Genomic DNA, 15,391 nt, shown 5'->3' on the forward strand with positions numbered 1-15,391 from the left:
CGGCGGCAGCCCCCACCCCCACCCCATGGTGGCGAGCCGTCCGACTGCACGGGGTCACTGCACGTCAGCGCCCGTTCCGCCCCCATGGTGCCGACCCCGGCCCCCGGGACGCGGCGCGACCGCGCCCACACGCGGTTTCCCGGAAGGACTCGTACGTGAAGCGTAAGCTCGCGGCCGTCGCCGTCGTCTCGGCCACCGCCCTGCTGACCGGTGTCGTCCAGGTGGGCGCCGCCCAGGCCGCCCCCGCCACCTCCTCGATCAAGGCCCAGGCCGCCCGCCAGCACGCCGCCGTCCTCGCGGTGGCAGCCGGCCAGTCCGGCCCGCTGGCCCAGGCGCTGGGCCTCGGCGCCCAGGAGAAGCTCGTCGCCAAGGACGCCGTCGTGGACCGGGACGGCACCCGGCACCTGCGCTTCGAGCGCACCTACGCGGGCCTGCCCGTCCTCGGCGGCGACCTGGTCGTCCACCAGAGCGCCACCGGCGGCGTGAAGTCGGTCGACAAGGCCGTGGCCGCCACGATCGCGCTGCCCAGCCTCACCCCGAAGATCCCGGCCGACCAGGCCGCCGCGGGCGCCGCCGGCGCCGTCAAGGCCACGGTCGGGCAGACCATCGACGCCGACGAGTCACCGCTGGTCGGCGTGCACCAGACCGGCAAGGCCGAACTGGTCGTCTGGGCGAACGACAACAACCCGCGCCTGGCCTACCGGACCACCGTCGAGGGCGAGCGCGCCGACGGCACCCCGAGCAGCCAGGTCCTGGTCACCGACGCGGCCGGCGGGCAGGTCCTGTCCACCCACGAGAAGGTCCAGACGGCGGCCGGCACCGGCAACGGCATCTTCGTCGGCCAGGTCCCGCTGAACACCAACCAGAACGGCTCGCAGTACGAGCTGAAGGACGCCGACCGCGGCGGCCAGTCCACCACCGACATGAACAACGGCCAGTCGGGCAGCGGCTCGTTGTTCGCCAACACCGGCAACAGCTTCGGTGACGGCACCAACAACAACCGCGAGTCCGCCGCCGTGGACGCCCAGTTCGGCGCCGCGACCACCTGGGACTTCTACAAGAGCACCTTCAGCCGCAGCGGCATCCGCAACGACGGCGTCGGCGCGCTCAGCCGCGTCCACTACGGCTCCAACTACGTCAACGCGTTCTGGAGCGACGACTGCTTCTGCATGTCGTACGGCGACGGCGCCAACGACTCCGCCCCGCTGACCGAGATCGACGTCGCCGGCCACGAGATGACGCACGGCGTCACCGCCGCGACCGCCGCGCTCAACTACTCGGGCGAGTCCGGCGGCCTCAACGAGGCCACCTCGGACATCTTCGGCACCATGGTCGAGTGGTACGCCAACCTGCCCTCCAACCCGCCGAACTACTGGATCGGCGAGAAGATCAACCTGCGCGGCGACGGCAGCCCGCTGCGCTACATGGACCAGCCGAGCAAGGACGGCTCCTCGGCCGACTACTGGGACGCGGGCGTCGGCAACAAGGACGTGCACTACTCCTCCGGCGTGGCGAACCACTTCTTCTACCTGCTGTCCGAGGGCAGCGGCGCGAAGAGCATCAACGGCTTCGACTACAACAGCCCGACGGCCGACGGCTCCTCGCTCGCCGGCATCGGCCGCGACAAGGCCGCGCAGATCTGGTACCGCGCGCTGACCGTCTACTTCACCTCCACCACCGACTACGCGGGCGCCCGGGCGGCCACTCTGAGCGCGGCCGCCGACCTGTACGGCTCGGGCGGCACCGAGTACAACGCGGTGGCGGCCACCTGGACGGCCGTGAACGTCAACTGACCGGAGTCTGAGGCTTGTTCGGGGGCAAGTTGGGCGCTCCCCGGACCGGCCGTCCGCCCGCAGCGGGGCCCCGTCGAACCTCTGGGTGCGGTTCGACGGGGCCCTGGCCGTTCCCGTGCGGCCGACTACCGCGGCAGGTCCTGGGCGACCTCCCACACGTGCCCGGACGGGTCGGCGAACGCCGCCGTGCGCCGGCCCCAGGGCCGGTCCACCGGGCCGTTGAGCAACTTGACGCCCCGCTCGGCGAGTTGGGCGCAGACCGCGTCCACGTCCGGCACGCGCACGGTGAGCAGCGCCCGTACGCCCGCGCCCTCGGCGGCCACCTGCGCGGGCTCGACCAGCCCGGGCGCCTCCTTCGCGGTCAGCAGGTTCAGCAGGAGGTTGCGCAGCCGCAGCGCCGCCGAGGCGTCGTCCTCGTAGACGACCGGGAGACCGAAGACCTCCTGGTAGAACGCCTTCGCGGCGGGGACGTCCGTCACGAAGAGCGTGAGGACCTCGAGTTCGTCCAGATCGCTGGGCACTGGTGCCTCCGGAGTGTCAGGTGTCGGGTGTCTCATGTGAGATGGGCCCGACGAGCCTCGCACGGGGGACTGACAGCGGGCGGTGGCAGCAGGTGGTGGCAGCAGGTAGTGGCAGTGGGTGGTGGCAGTGGTGTGGCGGCGGGCGGTGTCAGCCCGCCTCGGCCCGCCGCTCGTGCCGGTCCTGCGCGGCCAGCACCGCGTCCCCGTGCTCCTGCGCCCAGCCGCCGAGCGCGCGGATCGGGCCGAGCAGCGCCGTTCCCGCGGCCGTCAGCGCGTAGTCGACCCGGGGCGGGGCCTCGGCGTAACGGCGGTGCTCCACCAGGCCGTTGTACTCGAGCCGGCGCAGCGTCTCGTTGAGGACCTTCGGGCTGATCCCGCCGATCCGGGCCAGCAGCGCCCGGGGACGCATCGGGCCGCCCTCGCCGAGGACGTACACCACGACGGAGTCCCAGCGGTTGGCTATCACCTCGAAGGCCAGCCGGGCGCGGCAGTCGGCGGCGAACACGGCGCCGCCCAGGTCGGGTTCGTGCCGCGGCGTGTCCAGGCGTCCATCCGAGCGTCCATCCGAGTGTTCATCCACGGGGCCATCCATGCGTCCATCCTGCCCGATCCGTTGCGTACCCGGCGGTGTGCATCGGCTCCTCTAGCGTCCGGAGCACGGCGGTCCGCAGGGTGCGGACGGCGGACCAGGGGAGTGGACATGGAGACGAATCGACCGATCGGGATCGGCGTGCTCGGCACGGGCGCGATGGCGAAGGCGCTCGGCGGGGCCTTCGTACGGGCCGGGCACCGGGTGCTGGTGGGCGGGCGCGACGAGGAGAAGGCGCACCGGCTCGCGGAGGAGATCGGGGCGGCGGGCGGCGGCACCCTGGCGGAGGCGGCGCGCTTCGGCGAGGCCGCGCTGGTGGCGCTGCCGGGCGGTGCGGCGCAGGAGGTGGTGGCCTCGCTCGCCGGTGACCTGCGCGGGCGGGTGCTGCTGGACTGCACCGTCCCGATGGCCCCCGGGGAGGGAGGCCCCGCGCTGACCACGGACGGGGGCGCCGACTCGCTGGCCCGGCGGCTCGCCTCGGCGGCGCCCGGGGCGCGGGTGGTGAAGGTGTTCGGCGTCTGCCACGAGAGCATCTGGACGCTGACGAAGCCGAGCTTCGAGGGCGCGCCGCTCGGCGTCCCGTACTGCGCGGACGACGCGGCCGCCGCAGCGCTCGCCGCCGAACTGGTGGCCACGATGGGCTGCGTCCCGGTGCCCTGCGGGGGTCTGGAGCGGGCCGGGCTGCTGGAGGCGAGGGCGGTCTTCGCGATCGGCGTCTGGTGGTCGGGCGGCGAGGCGCGGCACGTCTTCCCCTCGCCGGCGCTGGCGCCGGGCGCGGTGGACGACGAGGACTAGCGAGTCTCCTCCGGCTCGCCGTTCTCGCGGCGCTGGCGCAGGAGGTCGTCATAGTCGGCGTGCACCCGGCGGTCCATGGCGAGGGTGAACTGGGCGTCGGCGACGGTCCTGGCCAGCGGGCGGACGCGCAGGATGCGTTCGGTGAGGCGGGCGGCCTCGCCGGGCGGGAGGGGGGTGTCGGCGGACAGGGCGCTGAGGAGGTGTTCGCCGACCACCTCGATGAAGATCTCGGCGATGGCGTCGACGTGTTCGCGGGTGCGGCGGCTGGCGTCGAGCACGGCCGCCAGCGGCACGCCCTGGGTGACCAGTTCGGTGGTGGCGTCCAGCAGCCGGCGGCTGACGTGGGTGATGCCGTCCTCGTCGACGGTGATGTAGCCCTGGGCGATGGACTCGGCGGTGTTCTCCTCGGTGAGCTGGTCGCCGAAGGCCGCCTTGAGCTCCTCCCAGTCGAGGCGGACGGGGGTCTCGTCGGACCAGGGCGCGACGATCGCCGCCGCGAGGCCGATGAGGTCGGCGACGTCGCGCCCGCTCTCGCCGGCGTCGATGAGCTCGGTGATCCCCTCGAGGGTGTGGCCGCGCTCCAGCAGTTCGGCGATCATCCGCAGCCGGGCGAGGTGCTCCTCGCCGTACCAGGCGATCCGGCCCTCCTTGCGGGGCGGCTGGAGGAGTTTGCGCTCGCGGTAGAAGCGCAGGGTGCGGGTGGTGATCCCGGCGGCCTCGGCCAGTTCCTCCACCCGGTACTCGCGCCTGTCGTCGTCCCCGGCAGCTCTGACCTTGTCCACGGCGATCAGCATAGGTGCGCGGCGCGGGCGGGGGAGGGTGCGGGAACACGGGGTGAACCGGGGCCGTCGCGCGTCTTCCCTCCGGTGTCGGCAGGGGCTACCCTCCCAATCGTGCCAGTGATTACTGGCGCGATTGGCAGGGGTCCGGGTGACGCGGGCCCCGGGAGAGTGCGACGATCACCGCCCCCACCCTCAGGAGGTTGGCCGCATGGCAGCCAGCAGCAAGCGCCCCCGCTCCGGCCCGGCCCCGGCGCCCGACGCCGCCGCCGTCGAGGAGGCGTCGGGCACCGGGGCCGCCGTCGGCGTGGAGGAGGACACCCCCCACGTACGGGTCGCGGTGATCGGCTCCGGCTTCGGGGGCCTCGGAGCGGCGGTGAGGCTGCGCCGCGCCGGCATCACCGACTTCGTCGTCCTGGAGCGCGCCGACTCCGTCGGCGGCACCTGGCGCGACAACAGCTACCCCGGCTGCGCCTGCGACGTGCCCTCGCACCTCTACTCCTTCTCCTTCGCCCCCAACCCCGAGTGGCCGCGCAGCTTCTCCGGCCAGCCGGACATCCGCGCCTACCTGGAGAAGGTCGCCACCGTCTTCCGGCTGCGCCCGCACCTGCGGTTCAACACCGAGGTGCTGGAAGCCCGTTGGGAGGACGAGCGGACCCGCTGGCGGATCACCACCACCGCCGGCACCTGGACAGCCGACGCGATCGTCTCCGCCGCCGGACCCCTCGCCGACCCGCAGATCCCCGACCTGCCCGGCCTCGACGCCTTCCCCGGCAAGGTGTTCCACTCCTCCCGCTGGGACCACGACTACGACCTCGGCGGCAAGCGCGTCGCGATGGTCGGCACCGGCGCCTCCGCCGCCCAGATCATCCCCTCGATCCAGCCCGAGGTCGGAAAGCTCACCGTCTTCCAGCGCACCCCCGCCTGGGTCCTGCCGCGCCGTGACCGCGAGATCACCCAGCTGGAGAAGTGGCTGCACAGCCGGGTGCCGCTCACCGGGAGCCTGCGCCGAGGCACCCTCTTCGCCCTGCGGGAACTCCAGGTCGACGCCTTCGTGCGCCGCCCCGGACTGCTGCGCGTCGTCCAGCAGCTCGCCGAACGCCACCTCGCCCAGGGCGTCGCCGACCCGGCGTTGCGCGCCAAACTCACCCCCGACTACCGCATCGGCTGCAAGCGCATCCTGCTCAGCAACACCTACTACCCGGCGCTCGCCGCCGCCAACACCGAGGTCGTCGCCTCCGGGCTGCGCGAGGTGCGCGGCTCCACCCTCGTCGCCTCGGACGGCAGCGAGCACGAGGTGGACGCCATCGTCTTCGGCACCGGCTTCCACGTCACCGACATGCCCATCGGCTCCCGGGTGTTCGGCACCGACGGCCGCAGCCTCGCCGAGGAGTGGAAGGGCGGGATGGAGGCGCTGCGCGGCTCGACCGTGCGCGGCTTCCCCAACCTGTTCTTCGTGATCGGCCCCAACACGGGCCTGGGCAACAGCTCGATGATCCTCATGATCGAGTCCCAACTGAACTACATGATCGACGCGTTGACCACGCTCGACGCCGTCGGCGCCGCCGCCATGCAGCCCACCGCCCGCGCCCAGCGGCAGTGGAACCTCGAACTCCAGCACCGGATGGACCGCACGGTGTGGACGACGGGCGGCTGTCGCAGCTGGTACCTCGACCCCAGCGGCAGGAACACCGTGCTGTGGCCAGGCTCCACCACCTCCTTCCGCCGCGCCACCCGCAAGGTCGACCTCGGCGAGTACGAGCTGATCCTGCGCACCGCACCGGCCACCACCACCCGGACCGCCCAGGAGGTCTCCGCGTGAGCGTCCAACCGCCCGCCGACTACGAACCGCCCGTACCCGCCGAGGAGTTCGGCGTCCTCACCACCGACGGCCTGCGGCTGCACGTCGAGGTGCACGGCCGCCCAGGCGCGCCGACCGTGGTGCTCGCCCACGGCTGGACCTGCTCCACCGCCTTCTGGGCCCCCGTCATCCGCCGACTCACCGACCGCTACCGGGTGGTGGCCTACGACCAACGCGGCCACGGGCGCAGCGAGATCCCGCCGAGCCGGGCCCGCTACTCCACCCGGGCGCTCGCCGACGACCTCGCCACCGTCCTCGCCCGCACCGTCCCGGCGGGGGAGCGGGCCCTCCTCGCCGGGCACAGCATGGGCGGGATGACCGTCATGGCCGCCGGGGGACGGCCCGAGGTCGCCGAGCGCACGGCCGCCGCCGTCCTCGTCTCCACCGGGCCGGGCGAGCTGCTCGCCGAACTGAACGTCCTGCCAGGGTCGTTGCGCCCGGCCGGGCTGCGCCGCTTCCTGCACCGGCAGCTGCTGCGCTCCCGGATGCCGCTGGGGCCGGTCACGCCCGTCAGCCGGGCCGCGCTCAAGTACGCGACGATGGGCCCGGGTTCGCCCGCCGACCAGGCCGAGGCGACGGCGCGGATCGTGCACGCCTGCCCGACCTCCGTGCGCGCGGGCTGGGCCGGGGTGCTCGCCCGGCTGGACGTCCATGCCGGGCTCGCCCGGCTCGCCGCGCCCACCGCTGTGGTGGTCGGCACCGCGGACCGGCTCACCCCGCCGGTGCATGCGCACCGCATCGTCTCCGAACTCCAGGACCCCCAGGGGCTGTTGCTGCTGCCCGGCGTCGGGCACATGGCGCCGCTGGAGCGGCCCGCCGAGGTCGCCGCCGAGATCCACCGGATGGCCGTCGAGCACCTGCTCGGCGCCTGTGACTCCGTGGACACCGTTGCCGTTGTCGGCGCTGTCGCCGCCGATGGCGCCGTTGCCGACCCCGAGGTCGAGAGGACGGCCGTCGCATGAACACCCTCCCGCCGTTGTCCGATCAGGTCGTCGTCGTCACCGGGGCCGCGCGGGGGGTCGGCGCCTCGCTGGCCCGCAAGCTGGCCCGGCGCGGCGCCAAGGTCGCGCTGCTCGGGCTGGAGCCCGTCGAACTGAAGGCCGTCGCGGCGCAGTGCGGCCCCTCCGCCACCAGCTGGGAGGCGGACGTCACCGACCTCGAGGGGCTGAGCGCGGTCGCGGACCGGATCAAGGAGCACTACGGGCGGATCGACGCCGTGGTCGCCAACGCCGGGATCGCGCTCGGCGGGCCGATGATGGACAGCGACCACCGGGCGTTCAGCCGGGTGATCGAGGTCAACCTGCTCGGCAGCGTGGCCACCGCCCGGGCCTTCCTGCCCGCGCTCGCCGAGAGCCGCGGCTACCTGCTGCAGATCGCCTCGCTGGCGGCGCTGACCCCCGCGCCGCTGATGAGCGCCTACTGCGCCAGTAAGGCGGGGGTGGAGGCGTTCGCCCACTCGATCCGCGCCGAGGTCGCGTATCAGGGCGTCAAGGTCGGTGTCGGGTACCTGAGTTGGACCGATACGGACATGGTCCGCGGCGCCGACGAGGACACCGTGCTCCGGCAGATGCGCAGCAAGCTGCCCTGGCCGGCCAACAAGACGTACCCGCTGGAGCCCGCCGTGGACCGGCTGGTCGCCGGGATCGCGCGGCGCTCGGCGCACGTCTACGCCCAGGCGTGGCTGCGGGGCATGCAGCCGGTGCGGTGGCTGCTGCCGAGCCTGATCGCCGTCGTCGGCTCGCGGGACGTCGCCAAGCTCGCCCCGCAGCTCGCCGCCACCGCCGCCTCGCGCCTGCGCGCGGTCGGCGCGGGCGGGGCCGCGGACACGGCGAACAGGTCGCAGCGTACGGATCACGGCTGACGGCTGACGGCGAACAGCTGACAGATGTCAGATGTCAGATAACGGCGAACGGATGACAGATGGTGAAATCTGTCATCCGTTCGCCGTCGGGGAGCGCAGCCGCTCAGCGCCTCGTCTCGTACCTGCTCAGGACCACGCCGCCGGGAAGCGTCCGTGTCTCCAACAGGTCCAGCCTCACCCAGCTGTCCAGCGCGGTGAAGAACGGCGTGCCGCCGCCCACCAGGACGGGATGGGCGGCGATCACGTACTCGTCGATCAGCCCGGCGCGCATGGCCGCCGCGGCGAGCGTGGCGCCGCCGATGTTCATCGGGGCGCCGTCCTCGGCCTTGAGCCGGGTGATCTCGGCGATCGCGTCGCCGGTGACCAGGCGGGTGTTCCAGTCGAGCGTGGCGTCGTTGTCGGCGTTGTCGATCGTCGAGGAGAACACCACCTTCGGGGTGTCCCGCCAGGTCCGCGCGAACTCGATCTCCGCCGGGGTGGCGCCGGGCTGCTGGTCGCCGGTCGGCCAGTAGGAGCTCATCGTCTCCCACAGCTTGCGCCCGTAGAGCGACATGCCGCTCGCCTGCTCGAGCTCGAGCCACCACCGGAACAGCTCGGGGCTCGGAGGTCCGCTCCAGCCGATGTCGTCGCCGGGCGCGGCGATGTAGCCGTCCAGGGTCAGGTTCATGCCGTAGATCAGTCTCCGCATGGCCTCAGCGTGGTGCACCCGGCCGACCCGGGCAACCCGTCAGATCCCCACCCCCGGCCCTTCCGCCTCGATCCGCTGCAGCTGCGCCAGCGCCCGCCCCAGCACCGGCAGCGGCGGCGAGGCCAGGGCGAGGCGGACGGCAGCGGGGGAGCGCCGGGGGTCGACGGCGAACGCCTCCGCCGGGGTGACCGAGATGCCCGCGCGTGCCGCCGCCGCGACGAAGGTCTCCGCGCGCCAGGGCGCGGGGAGCGGCCACCACAGCACGTACGAGCGCCCGTCCGCCCGCACCCGGCGCGAGGTCAGCACGGTGCGCGCCAGGTCCTGCCGGGCCGTGGCGTCCGCCTGCTTGGCCGCCGCGACCGCCGCCACCGTGCCGTCCCCGATCCAGCGCACCGCCGCCTCGAGGGCGAACCCGCTCGGCGAGGCCCCGGCCGAGCGCAGCGCCCCGGCCATCCGCTCGCGCACCCCCTGCGGCACCACCGCGAACCCGACGCTCAGGCCCGCGCCGAGCCGCTTGGTCAGGCTGTCGACGAGCACCGTGCGCTCCGGCGCGTAGGCGGCGAAGGCGTCGACCCCCGGGCAGAGGAAGGACCACACCGCGTCCTCCACCACCGGCAGGTCCAGCCGCCGGACCTCCCTCGCGAGCGCCTGCGCCCGCTGCGGCGGCATGGTCGCCCCGAGCGGGTTGTGCAGCCGCGGCTGCACGTACAGCGCCTTCAGCGGCGCGGCCCGGTGCGCGGCGGCCACCGCCTCGGGCAGCAGACCGTCCTCGTCGACCGCCAGCGGCACGAGCCGGATGCCCAGCTGCCCGGCGATCGCCTTGACCACCGGGTACGTCATCTCCTCCACCCCCACCCGCTGCCCCGGCGACGCCAGTGCCGAGAGGGCCGCCGCCATCAACTGCCGCGCGTTGCCCGCGAACAGCAGTGAGTCCGGCGCGACCTCCGGGCCCCCGCACGACCGGGAGGCCAGCGCGGCGAAGGCGTCCCGCGTCGCCGCCGTCCCGGCCACGCCGACCGGCCGCAGGGCCTCGCCGAGGACGTCCGGGCGCAGCAGCGGCGTCAGGGAGCCGGCGAGCAGCGCCAACTGATCCGCCACGCCGGGGAAGTTGAGCTCGAGGTCGACGGGCCCGGCGCCCGGTTCGGCGAGTGCGACCCGGCCGTCCCTGGCGCCGTCCCGCGCGCCCTGCCCGGCACGGACGAAGGTGCCGCGCCCGACCTCGCCGGTGGTCAGCCCGCGCAGGGCGAGTTCCCGGTAGACGCGGGTGGCGGTGGAGGCGGCGATCCCGCGACGGCGGGCGAAGGCGCGCTGGGTGGGCAACTGCTCGCCGGGCCGTAGCCGTCCGGCCTCGATGTCGGCCGCGACCGCGTCGGCGATCGTCCGGTAGTCGTCCCTGGCCACCGCGGCTCTGCTCCCTGCGTCCCTGGCCACCGCGGCCCTCGTCCCCGCGGCCCTGGTCACTTCGTCCCTGGTCACCGGCGCCCCTTCCCTCGTCAGGCGCTCACGCTCGATTGCACCGAGCGCAAAGTCATCATTGCATCGAGGTGTGTGCCCGGCCTAGCCTCCCAGGCATGGACAACCCCTTTCTGGCCGTCGACGGACACGCGGTCCTCGGCATAGCCGCCGTCGCACTGGGCATGGTGCTGAGCCCCGGCCCGAACATGATCTACCTGGTCTCGCGCTCGATCTCCCAGGGCCGCCGCGCGGGCCTGGTCTCCCTGCTCGGGGTGGCGGTGGGCTTCCTGGTGTACCTGGTCGCGGTGACGGCCGGGGTCGCCGCCGTGTTCTCCGAGGTGCCGGTGCTCTACACCGCGATCAAGCTGGCCGGCGCCGGCTACCTGCTGTGGCTCGCGTGGCAGGCGGTGCGCCCGGGCGGTACGGCGGTGTTCGCCCCGCAGGAGCTCGCGCCGGACTCCCCGCGCAGGCTGTTCACGATGGGTTTCCTGACCTGCCTGCTCAACCCCAAGATCGCCATCATGTACATCTCGCTGTTGCCCCAGTTCGTGGTGCCGGAGCGCGGTCACGTCGGCGAACAGAGCCTGGTGCTCGGCCTGACCCAGATCGTGATCGGCATCACCGTCAACGGCGTGATCGCCATGGGCGCGGGCAGCATCGCGGCCTTCCTCGGCCGCCGCCCCCTGTGGCTGCGGGTTCAGCGCTACATGATGGGCACGGTCCTCGCGGGCCTCGCGCTCAACATCGCCGCCGACCGCGCCCGCGCCGTCCCCGCCTAGCCGCGCCTAACCGTCGAGGCTCCCCTGCGCCAGCCCCTTCAACAGCTCGTACGAGCGCTGGACGAACCGCCCGTCCAGGCTGGGCCCGGTGTTGGCGAGGGCGGCGACGGCCGTGCCGGTGGGCGGGGAGAAGCCGACGAAGGCGGTGAAGCCCCGGGTGCCGCCGGTGTGGAACCACAGCTCGCGCCCGCCCGCGTGCCGGTGCTGCCAGATCAGGCCCAGCTGGTCGCCGGAGCGCGGCAGGCGCAGCCGGGGCCGCTGCACCTCGCGCAGCGCCGTCGCCAACTGGCCGTCCCCCGGCCGGAGATGGGCCTGGAGGTAGTGCAGCAGGTCGGCCGCTCCGGCCCGGACGGCGCCCGCGCCGGGCAGGCCGGGGATGCGCCAGGGCGGCAGCGCCCGCCCGCGCCGGTACCCGGTCGCCCGCCCGGGCGCGTCCGGGGCGCAGGTGGTGTCGCGCAGGCCGAGCGGTCGGCAGACCCGTTCCGCGAGCAGCTGTCCGTACGAGGGCCCGCCGACTGCCTCGACGAGCAGGCGCCCGAGCAGCCCGACCCCGTAGTTGGAGTACCCGTACCTCCCGCCGGGCCGCGACCGTACGGTGGTTCGGGCGAGTCCGTCCCTCAACTGCCGCTCGCCGTAGCGGCCGTACGGATTGCTGAACCAGGCGGGCGCGGCGCCGGCGAGGAGCCCGGGCGGCAGCCGGGGCAGGCCCGAGGTGTGGGTGGCCAGGTGCAGCAGGCGGATCGGTCCGCCCGAACGCACCGAGGGCGTAGGCCAGTCGGGAGGAAGATGGCTCTCCACCGGGTCGTCCAGGGAGAGTTCGCCGCGCGCGGCGAGGTCGGCGAGCAGCAGTGCGGTGAACGTCTTGGTGACGGAGCCGAGTTCGAAGCCGGTTTCCGGTGTGCACGCCGCGGCGCCCGGCCCGCGCCCCAGTCGGCCGTGGCAGCGCACCTGCGCCCGCTCGCCGTCGACGAGCGCCACGGCCACCGCCGTCGCGTACGGCTCGGCGGCGCGCAGGACCTCCCCGTACAGCCGGTCGACGGACGTGCCCACGCGGGGCGGGGTGCTCACGCGAGGGCCGCCTGCGCGCCGCCGAGTGCGCGCGAGAGGGTGACGGTGCTGGCCACCACCGCGACCACGGCGGTGTGTTCGTGGTCCTTGAACGCCTGCTCGGGCTCCTCGGCGACGGGCTGCGCGTCGTCGCGCGGGATCAGCCCGTCCTCGCGCTGCACGGCGGCGAGCGCCTCCCAGCCCTGCCGCCCGGTGACCGGCTCGCCGATGCAGGCGTCGACGACGAGCAGTTCGGCGGCGAGGTCCCACTGCCCGACCTCCAGCCAGATGTCGAGCCAGACGGGCAGCCAGTCGCGGACGTAGGCGCGCATCGGCTCCGGCAGGTTCTCAGGCCGGGCGCCCCAGTCGGTGAGGTGGAAGACGGTGTGGGTGATGTCGTAGCCGGTGGCCCAGTCCACGGCCCAGGGCTCGGGGGTGGAGCCGAGCCAGGTGGTGGCGGCCAGGGCGCTCCAGTCCGTGGCACGGCGCTCCAGGCCCGTGACCCGGCGGGCGTTGGCGATGGCCAGGCGCCGGTTGGGCACCGTCTCGGCGGCGTGCACCGAGCGCAGTTCGGCCAGCGAGGCGACCAACTCCTCCAGCGGCGGGTGCCGGTACCCGGCCCGGACGAAGTGGGCGTACACCTCCAGCGGGTCGGTCAGCAGCAGGTGCCTCAACTGCCGTTCGTACAGCAGGTTCCCGTCCCGCAGTTGGGACCAGCCGAAGGCGAGCATCCGGCGGGCCCGCTCGGCGTCGACCGGTCCGGTGACGCCCTCGCGCAGCACCAGCGAGGCGGCGAGCGCGCATTCGCCGATGGGCTTGTAGGCGTTGTTGGGGTCGGCGATGTCGATGGTGATGTTGTCGTCGAGCCCGCCGAAGCCGGTCTCGTGCGAGGCGTCGAGCCAGGCCAGGGCGCGCGAGCCGAGCCGCTGGGCGGTGGCGAGGACGTCGTGGTCGGTCATGCCCGCTCCCCAGGGGTCCCGTGCGTCCCGGCGCCGTCCAACAGCGCGGCGGCGATGGCCAGTTCGAGGGCGATCCGGGCGCTGCCGTCGCTCACCACCCGCAGGCGGGCCAGCAGCGGTTCCAGCTCCAGCGGCACGGCGACGCCCTCGGCCCGGCACCAGGCCAGCCAGCGCGTCAGCCGGGCGGCGGCCCGGTGGTCGCGCCGCAGCATCGACCGTGCGGCGCCCCGGGCGAGCGCCAGGGCGTGGGTGCGGGCCTGGCGGTGCACGGCGCCGTCCAGTCCGGGCAGGGCGAGCGCGGACAGCTGCGCCATCCGGATCGACCAGGGCTGCCACTGCTCCGGCTCCGGCCACGCGGCGTGACCGGGAACGGCGGCCGGCGCGGGCGCGGTGACAGCGGGTGGGATGGCAGTGGGCAAGATGACAGCGGGCGCGGTGACAGCGGGCGCGGTGACGGAGTGTTCCCCCGGCCCGGCGCCGCCCGCGTCACCGGTCGTCCCCAGCGTCCGGACGAGCAGCACCCCGGCCGCCCAGTCCCGCCAGGCGGCGACGACGGCGTTCCCGTCCCCGCCGCCCGTCGCGCCCGTCAGGCCCGCCGCGCCCGTCAAGCCCGCGGGCGGGAAGACGCGGTGCGCCTCGGCGAGCAGCAGCGCCGTGGTCTCGTCGGGGTCGGCCCCGGCCAGCAACTGCGGGGCGAACAGGTCGGGCCCGACCACCCGCAGGGCGGCCAGCAGCGACCTGGGCGCCTCGACGGCATCGGGCGCGTCCGGCGCCTCCGGCGGGGCGGGCGCGAGCGCGACCGCACCCCCGGCGCCCCGCAGGGCGTCGAGGGTCCGGCCCGCCACCCGCTCGACTGCGGCGGCGTACTCGTCGCGCAGAGGGGTATCGGCGAATGGCATGGTTGCGTGGTCCTCCTCGAAGCGGACTCCACGAGGTCCCGGGCCGGATCGGACACCGTCGGTCACGATGGATCACGGTCGGTCACGGTCACGGCGCAGGAATGCCCCGCGGGGCCCTGGGGGCCCGGCGGCGAGCTCGGCTACCGGGTCTTCTCCTTGGGCTGCTTCGGGGCGAGCAGCAGCAGCCCCACCAGCAGCAGGCCGCCGGCGGCTTCGGGGCGGTACGTGGGCGCGTCGCTGACGACGGCCTCGTCCTCCACCATGAGCAAGCCGAGCGCATCGAGTTCGGCCTCGGTCGCCAGCGGCGCCCGGGTCGTGCCGGTCGTGAACTGAGTAAGCATCAGATGTGCCTCCTCATCTGGATTTCACCGCCCGGTCGGGCGATGCCCCTGTCCGACACTACGAGCCCCGGCGGCGACCTGCATCCGCAGCCCCCTGAGCTGCGGCGTTGCCCTGGGTGCGGGCTCGGATGCGGCGAGTTCGCGGAGAGTCGGTACGGTCTGGACATGACCACAGCCTTGATCACCGGCGCGACCGCCGGCATCGGAGCCGCCTTCGCCCGCCGCCTGGCCCGCGGCGGCTACCGGCTCGTCCTGGTGGCCCGCGACTCCGAGCGCCTGGAGCGCGCGGCCGCCGACCTGCACGCCCGCTACGGCACCGAGTCGGAGGTGCTGCGCGCCGACCTCGCGACCGAGGACGGCATCCGCGCCGTCGAGGCCCGCCTCGCCGACACCGGGAACCCGGTGGACCTGCTCGTCAACAACGCCGGCTTCGGCAACAAGGGCGCCTTCGGCACCGTCCCCCTGCAGGACGAGCTGGACATGCTGAAGGTGCACATCGAGGCGATCCTGCGCCTGACCACCGCCGCGCTGCCCGGTATGCGCGAGCGCGGCCGGGGTGCGATCGTCAACGTCGCCTCGGTGGCCGCCTTCCTGCCGCGCGGCACGTACGGGGCGAGCAAGGCGTGGGTGGTCAGCTTCACCCAGGGCGTGCTGCGCGACCTCGGCGGCAGCGGCGTGCGGATGATGGCGCTGTGCCCGGGCTTCACCCGTACCGAGTTCCACGAGCGGGCGGGCATGGGCACCGACAACATCCCCGCCTGGTCCTGGCTCTCGGCGGACCGGGTGGTGGAGGACGCGCTGCGCGACCTGGGCCGCGGCCGGTCGGTGTCGGTGCCCGGCAAGCGCTACAAGGCCGTGGTCGCCCTGGCCCGGCTGCTGCCCTCGGGCAAGCTGGGCGGCGTCTCCAACAAGGCGGCGCGCACGTACCGCACCGACTGAGGCGCGAGCGGCGGTCGGGCGGAGGCCGGGCGGCGGTAACGGGGACCGGGGCACGCAGCGGGAATAGAGCAACCCTCACTATTAG

The 15,391-nt window shown here is 74.2% G+C and carries 16 protein-coding genes; 7 read left to right on the top strand and 9 right to left on the bottom strand.

The genetic code is table 11. From position 1 onward, the window contains the following. Positions 1 to 155: 155 nt before the first annotated feature. Positions 156 to 1,793: a M4 family metallopeptidase gene (locus tag IH61_RS0104370; RefSeq protein ID WP_031065146.1), complete on the top strand. Its 1,638-nt coding sequence runs from the start codon at positions 156 to 158 to the stop codon at positions 1,791 to 1,793. 125 nt (positions 1,794 to 1,918) lie between these two features. Here IH61_RS0104370 and IH61_RS0104375 read toward each other — a convergent pair whose 3' ends face one another. Both IH61_RS0104375 and IH61_RS0104380 read right to left on the bottom strand, forming a co-directional pair. Continuing rightward, on the bottom strand, positions 1,919 to 2,314 hold the full coding sequence (locus IH61_RS0104375) for a VOC family protein (RefSeq protein ID WP_031065149.1): 396 nt from the start codon (positions 2,312 to 2,314) through the stop codon (positions 1,919 to 1,921). 148 nt (positions 2,315 to 2,462) lie between these two features. Beyond that, positions 2,463 to 2,858, bottom strand: a complete 396-nt coding sequence (locus IH61_RS0104380; RefSeq protein ID WP_051836244.1) for a winged helix-turn-helix transcriptional regulator — start codon at positions 2,856 to 2,858, stop codon at positions 2,463 to 2,465. 156 nt (positions 2,859 to 3,014) lie between these two features. Between IH61_RS0104380 and IH61_RS0104385 the strand changes: the two genes are divergently transcribed. Further along, positions 3,015 to 3,698: an NADPH-dependent F420 reductase gene (locus IH61_RS0104385; protein ID WP_234327016.1), complete on the top strand. Its 684-nt coding sequence runs from the start codon at positions 3,015 to 3,017 to the stop codon at positions 3,696 to 3,698. On the opposite strand, the gene IH61_RS0104390 is transcribed toward IH61_RS0104385, so the two are convergent. Continuing rightward, a complete protein-coding gene (locus IH61_RS0104390) occupies positions 3,695 to 4,480 on the bottom strand; it encodes a MerR family transcriptional regulator (protein ID WP_234327017.1) in 786 nt (261 codons plus the stop codon). The genes IH61_RS0104385 and IH61_RS0104390 overlap by 4 nt on opposite strands. Positions 4,481 to 4,688: 208 nt before the next feature. Between IH61_RS0104390 and IH61_RS0104395 the strand changes: the two genes are divergently transcribed. From IH61_RS0104395 to IH61_RS0104405, 3 genes are read left to right on the top strand one after another with little or no spacing between them, the layout of a single operon-like run. Further along, positions 4,689 to 6,299 (top strand): flavin-containing monooxygenase, encoded by a 1,611-nt coding sequence (locus IH61_RS0104395; RefSeq protein ID WP_107057034.1) that lies wholly within the window; start codon positions 4,689 to 4,691, stop codon positions 6,297 to 6,299. Beyond that, positions 6,296 to 7,300 (top strand): alpha/beta fold hydrolase, encoded by a 1,005-nt coding sequence (locus tag IH61_RS0104400; protein ID WP_063763130.1) that lies wholly within the window; start codon positions 6,296 to 6,298, stop codon positions 7,298 to 7,300. The genes IH61_RS0104395 and IH61_RS0104400 overlap by 4 nt, the downstream gene beginning before the upstream one ends. Then, positions 7,297 to 8,199, top strand: coding sequence for an SDR family oxidoreductase (locus tag IH61_RS0104405; protein WP_031065164.1), 903 nt, complete (start codon positions 7,297 to 7,299; stop codon positions 8,197 to 8,199). Before IH61_RS0104400 ends, IH61_RS0104405 begins: the two co-directional genes overlap by 4 nt. A gap of 103 nt (positions 8,200 to 8,302) precedes the next feature. Here the strand turns inward: IH61_RS0104405 and IH61_RS0104410 are convergent, their stop codons facing one another. Both IH61_RS0104410 and IH61_RS0104415 read right to left on the bottom strand, forming a co-directional pair. Then, the gene (locus tag IH61_RS0104410; RefSeq protein WP_031065165.1) at positions 8,303 to 8,887 is read right to left on the bottom strand and encodes a dihydrofolate reductase family protein; all 585 of its coding nucleotides are present in this window, start codon (positions 8,885 to 8,887) and stop codon (positions 8,303 to 8,305) included. Between the two features lie 39 nt (positions 8,888 to 8,926). After that, complete coding sequence (locus IH61_RS0104415; protein WP_031065167.1) at positions 8,927 to 10,288, bottom strand: PLP-dependent aminotransferase family protein; 1,362 nt, start codon at positions 10,286 to 10,288, stop codon at positions 8,927 to 8,929. 170 nt (positions 10,289 to 10,458) lie between these two features. On the opposite strand from IH61_RS0104415, the gene IH61_RS0104420 reads away from it, so the two are divergent. After that, positions 10,459 to 11,121, top strand: a complete 663-nt coding sequence (locus IH61_RS0104420; RefSeq protein WP_031065170.1) for a LysE family translocator — start codon at positions 10,459 to 10,461, stop codon at positions 11,119 to 11,121. 6 nt (positions 11,122 to 11,127) lie between these two features. Here the strand turns inward: IH61_RS0104420 and IH61_RS0104425 are convergent, their stop codons facing one another. From IH61_RS0104425 to IH61_RS0104440, 4 genes are all read right to left on the bottom strand, one after another. Then, positions 11,128 to 12,189, bottom strand: coding sequence for a serine hydrolase domain-containing protein (locus tag IH61_RS0104425; protein WP_234327018.1), 1,062 nt, complete (start codon positions 12,187 to 12,189; stop codon positions 11,128 to 11,130). Continuing rightward, a complete protein-coding gene (locus IH61_RS0104430; RefSeq protein WP_031065176.1) occupies positions 12,186 to 13,127 on the bottom strand; it encodes a DUF6895 family protein in 942 nt (313 codons plus the stop codon). Before IH61_RS0104430 ends, IH61_RS0104425 begins: the two co-directional genes overlap by 4 nt. Then, positions 13,124 to 14,026, bottom strand: coding sequence for a hypothetical protein (locus tag IH61_RS0104435; RefSeq protein ID WP_051836216.1), 903 nt, complete (start codon positions 14,024 to 14,026; stop codon positions 13,124 to 13,126). Before IH61_RS0104435 ends, IH61_RS0104430 begins: the two co-directional genes overlap by 4 nt. A gap of 140 nt (positions 14,027 to 14,166) precedes the next feature. Beyond that, positions 14,167 to 14,367 (bottom strand): hypothetical protein, encoded by a 201-nt coding sequence (locus tag IH61_RS0104440; RefSeq protein WP_031065183.1) that lies wholly within the window; start codon positions 14,365 to 14,367, stop codon positions 14,167 to 14,169. Between the two features lie 165 nt (positions 14,368 to 14,532). On the opposite strand from IH61_RS0104440, the gene IH61_RS0104445 reads away from it, so the two are divergent. Continuing rightward, entirely contained in the window at positions 14,533 to 15,306 is a 774-nt protein-coding gene (locus IH61_RS0104445) for an SDR family NAD(P)-dependent oxidoreductase (protein WP_031065186.1), read from the top strand. The last annotated feature ends 85 nt before the right edge of the window (positions 15,307 to 15,391 follow it).

It is taken from the genome of Streptomyces sp. NRRL WC-3742, from assembly GCF_000720635.1.
Lineage (GTDB): Bacteria > Actinomycetota > Actinomycetes > Streptomycetales > Streptomycetaceae > Kitasatospora.

What these genes read in the sequence shown, in the direction of transcription:
- IH61_RS0104385 (WP_234327016.1), top strand. Translation starts at nt 3,015, where the DNA reads ATGGAGACGAATCGACCGATCGGGATCGGCGTGCTCGGCACGGGCGCG.
- IH61_RS0104395 (WP_107057034.1), top strand. Translation starts at nt 4,689, where the DNA reads ATGGCAGCCAGCAGCAAGCGCCCCCGCTCCGGCCCGGCCCCGGCGCCC.
- IH61_RS0104405 (WP_031065164.1), top strand. Translation starts at nt 7,297, where the DNA reads ATGAACACCCTCCCGCCGTTGTCCGATCAGGTCGTCGTCGTCACCGGG.
- IH61_RS0104410 (WP_031065165.1), bottom strand. Translation starts at nt 8,887, where the DNA reads ATGCGGAGACTGATCTACGGCATGAACCTGACCCTGGACGGCTACATC.
- IH61_RS0104420 (WP_031065170.1), top strand. Translation starts at nt 10,459, where the DNA reads ATGGACAACCCCTTTCTGGCCGTCGACGGACACGCGGTCCTCGGCATA.
- IH61_RS0104430 (WP_031065176.1), bottom strand. Translation starts at nt 13,127, where the DNA reads ATGACCGACCACGACGTCCTCGCCACCGCCCAGCGGCTCGGCTCGCGC.
- IH61_RS0104435 (WP_051836216.1), bottom strand. Translation starts at nt 14,026, where the DNA reads ATGCCATTCGCCGATACCCCTCTGCGCGACGAGTACGCCGCCGCAGTC.
- IH61_RS0104440 (WP_031065183.1), bottom strand. Translation starts at nt 14,367, where the DNA reads ATGCTTACTCAGTTCACGACCGGCACGACCCGGGCGCCGCTGGCGACC.
- IH61_RS0104445 (WP_031065186.1), top strand. Translation starts at nt 14,533, where the DNA reads ATGACCACAGCCTTGATCACCGGCGCGACCGCCGGCATCGGAGCCGCC.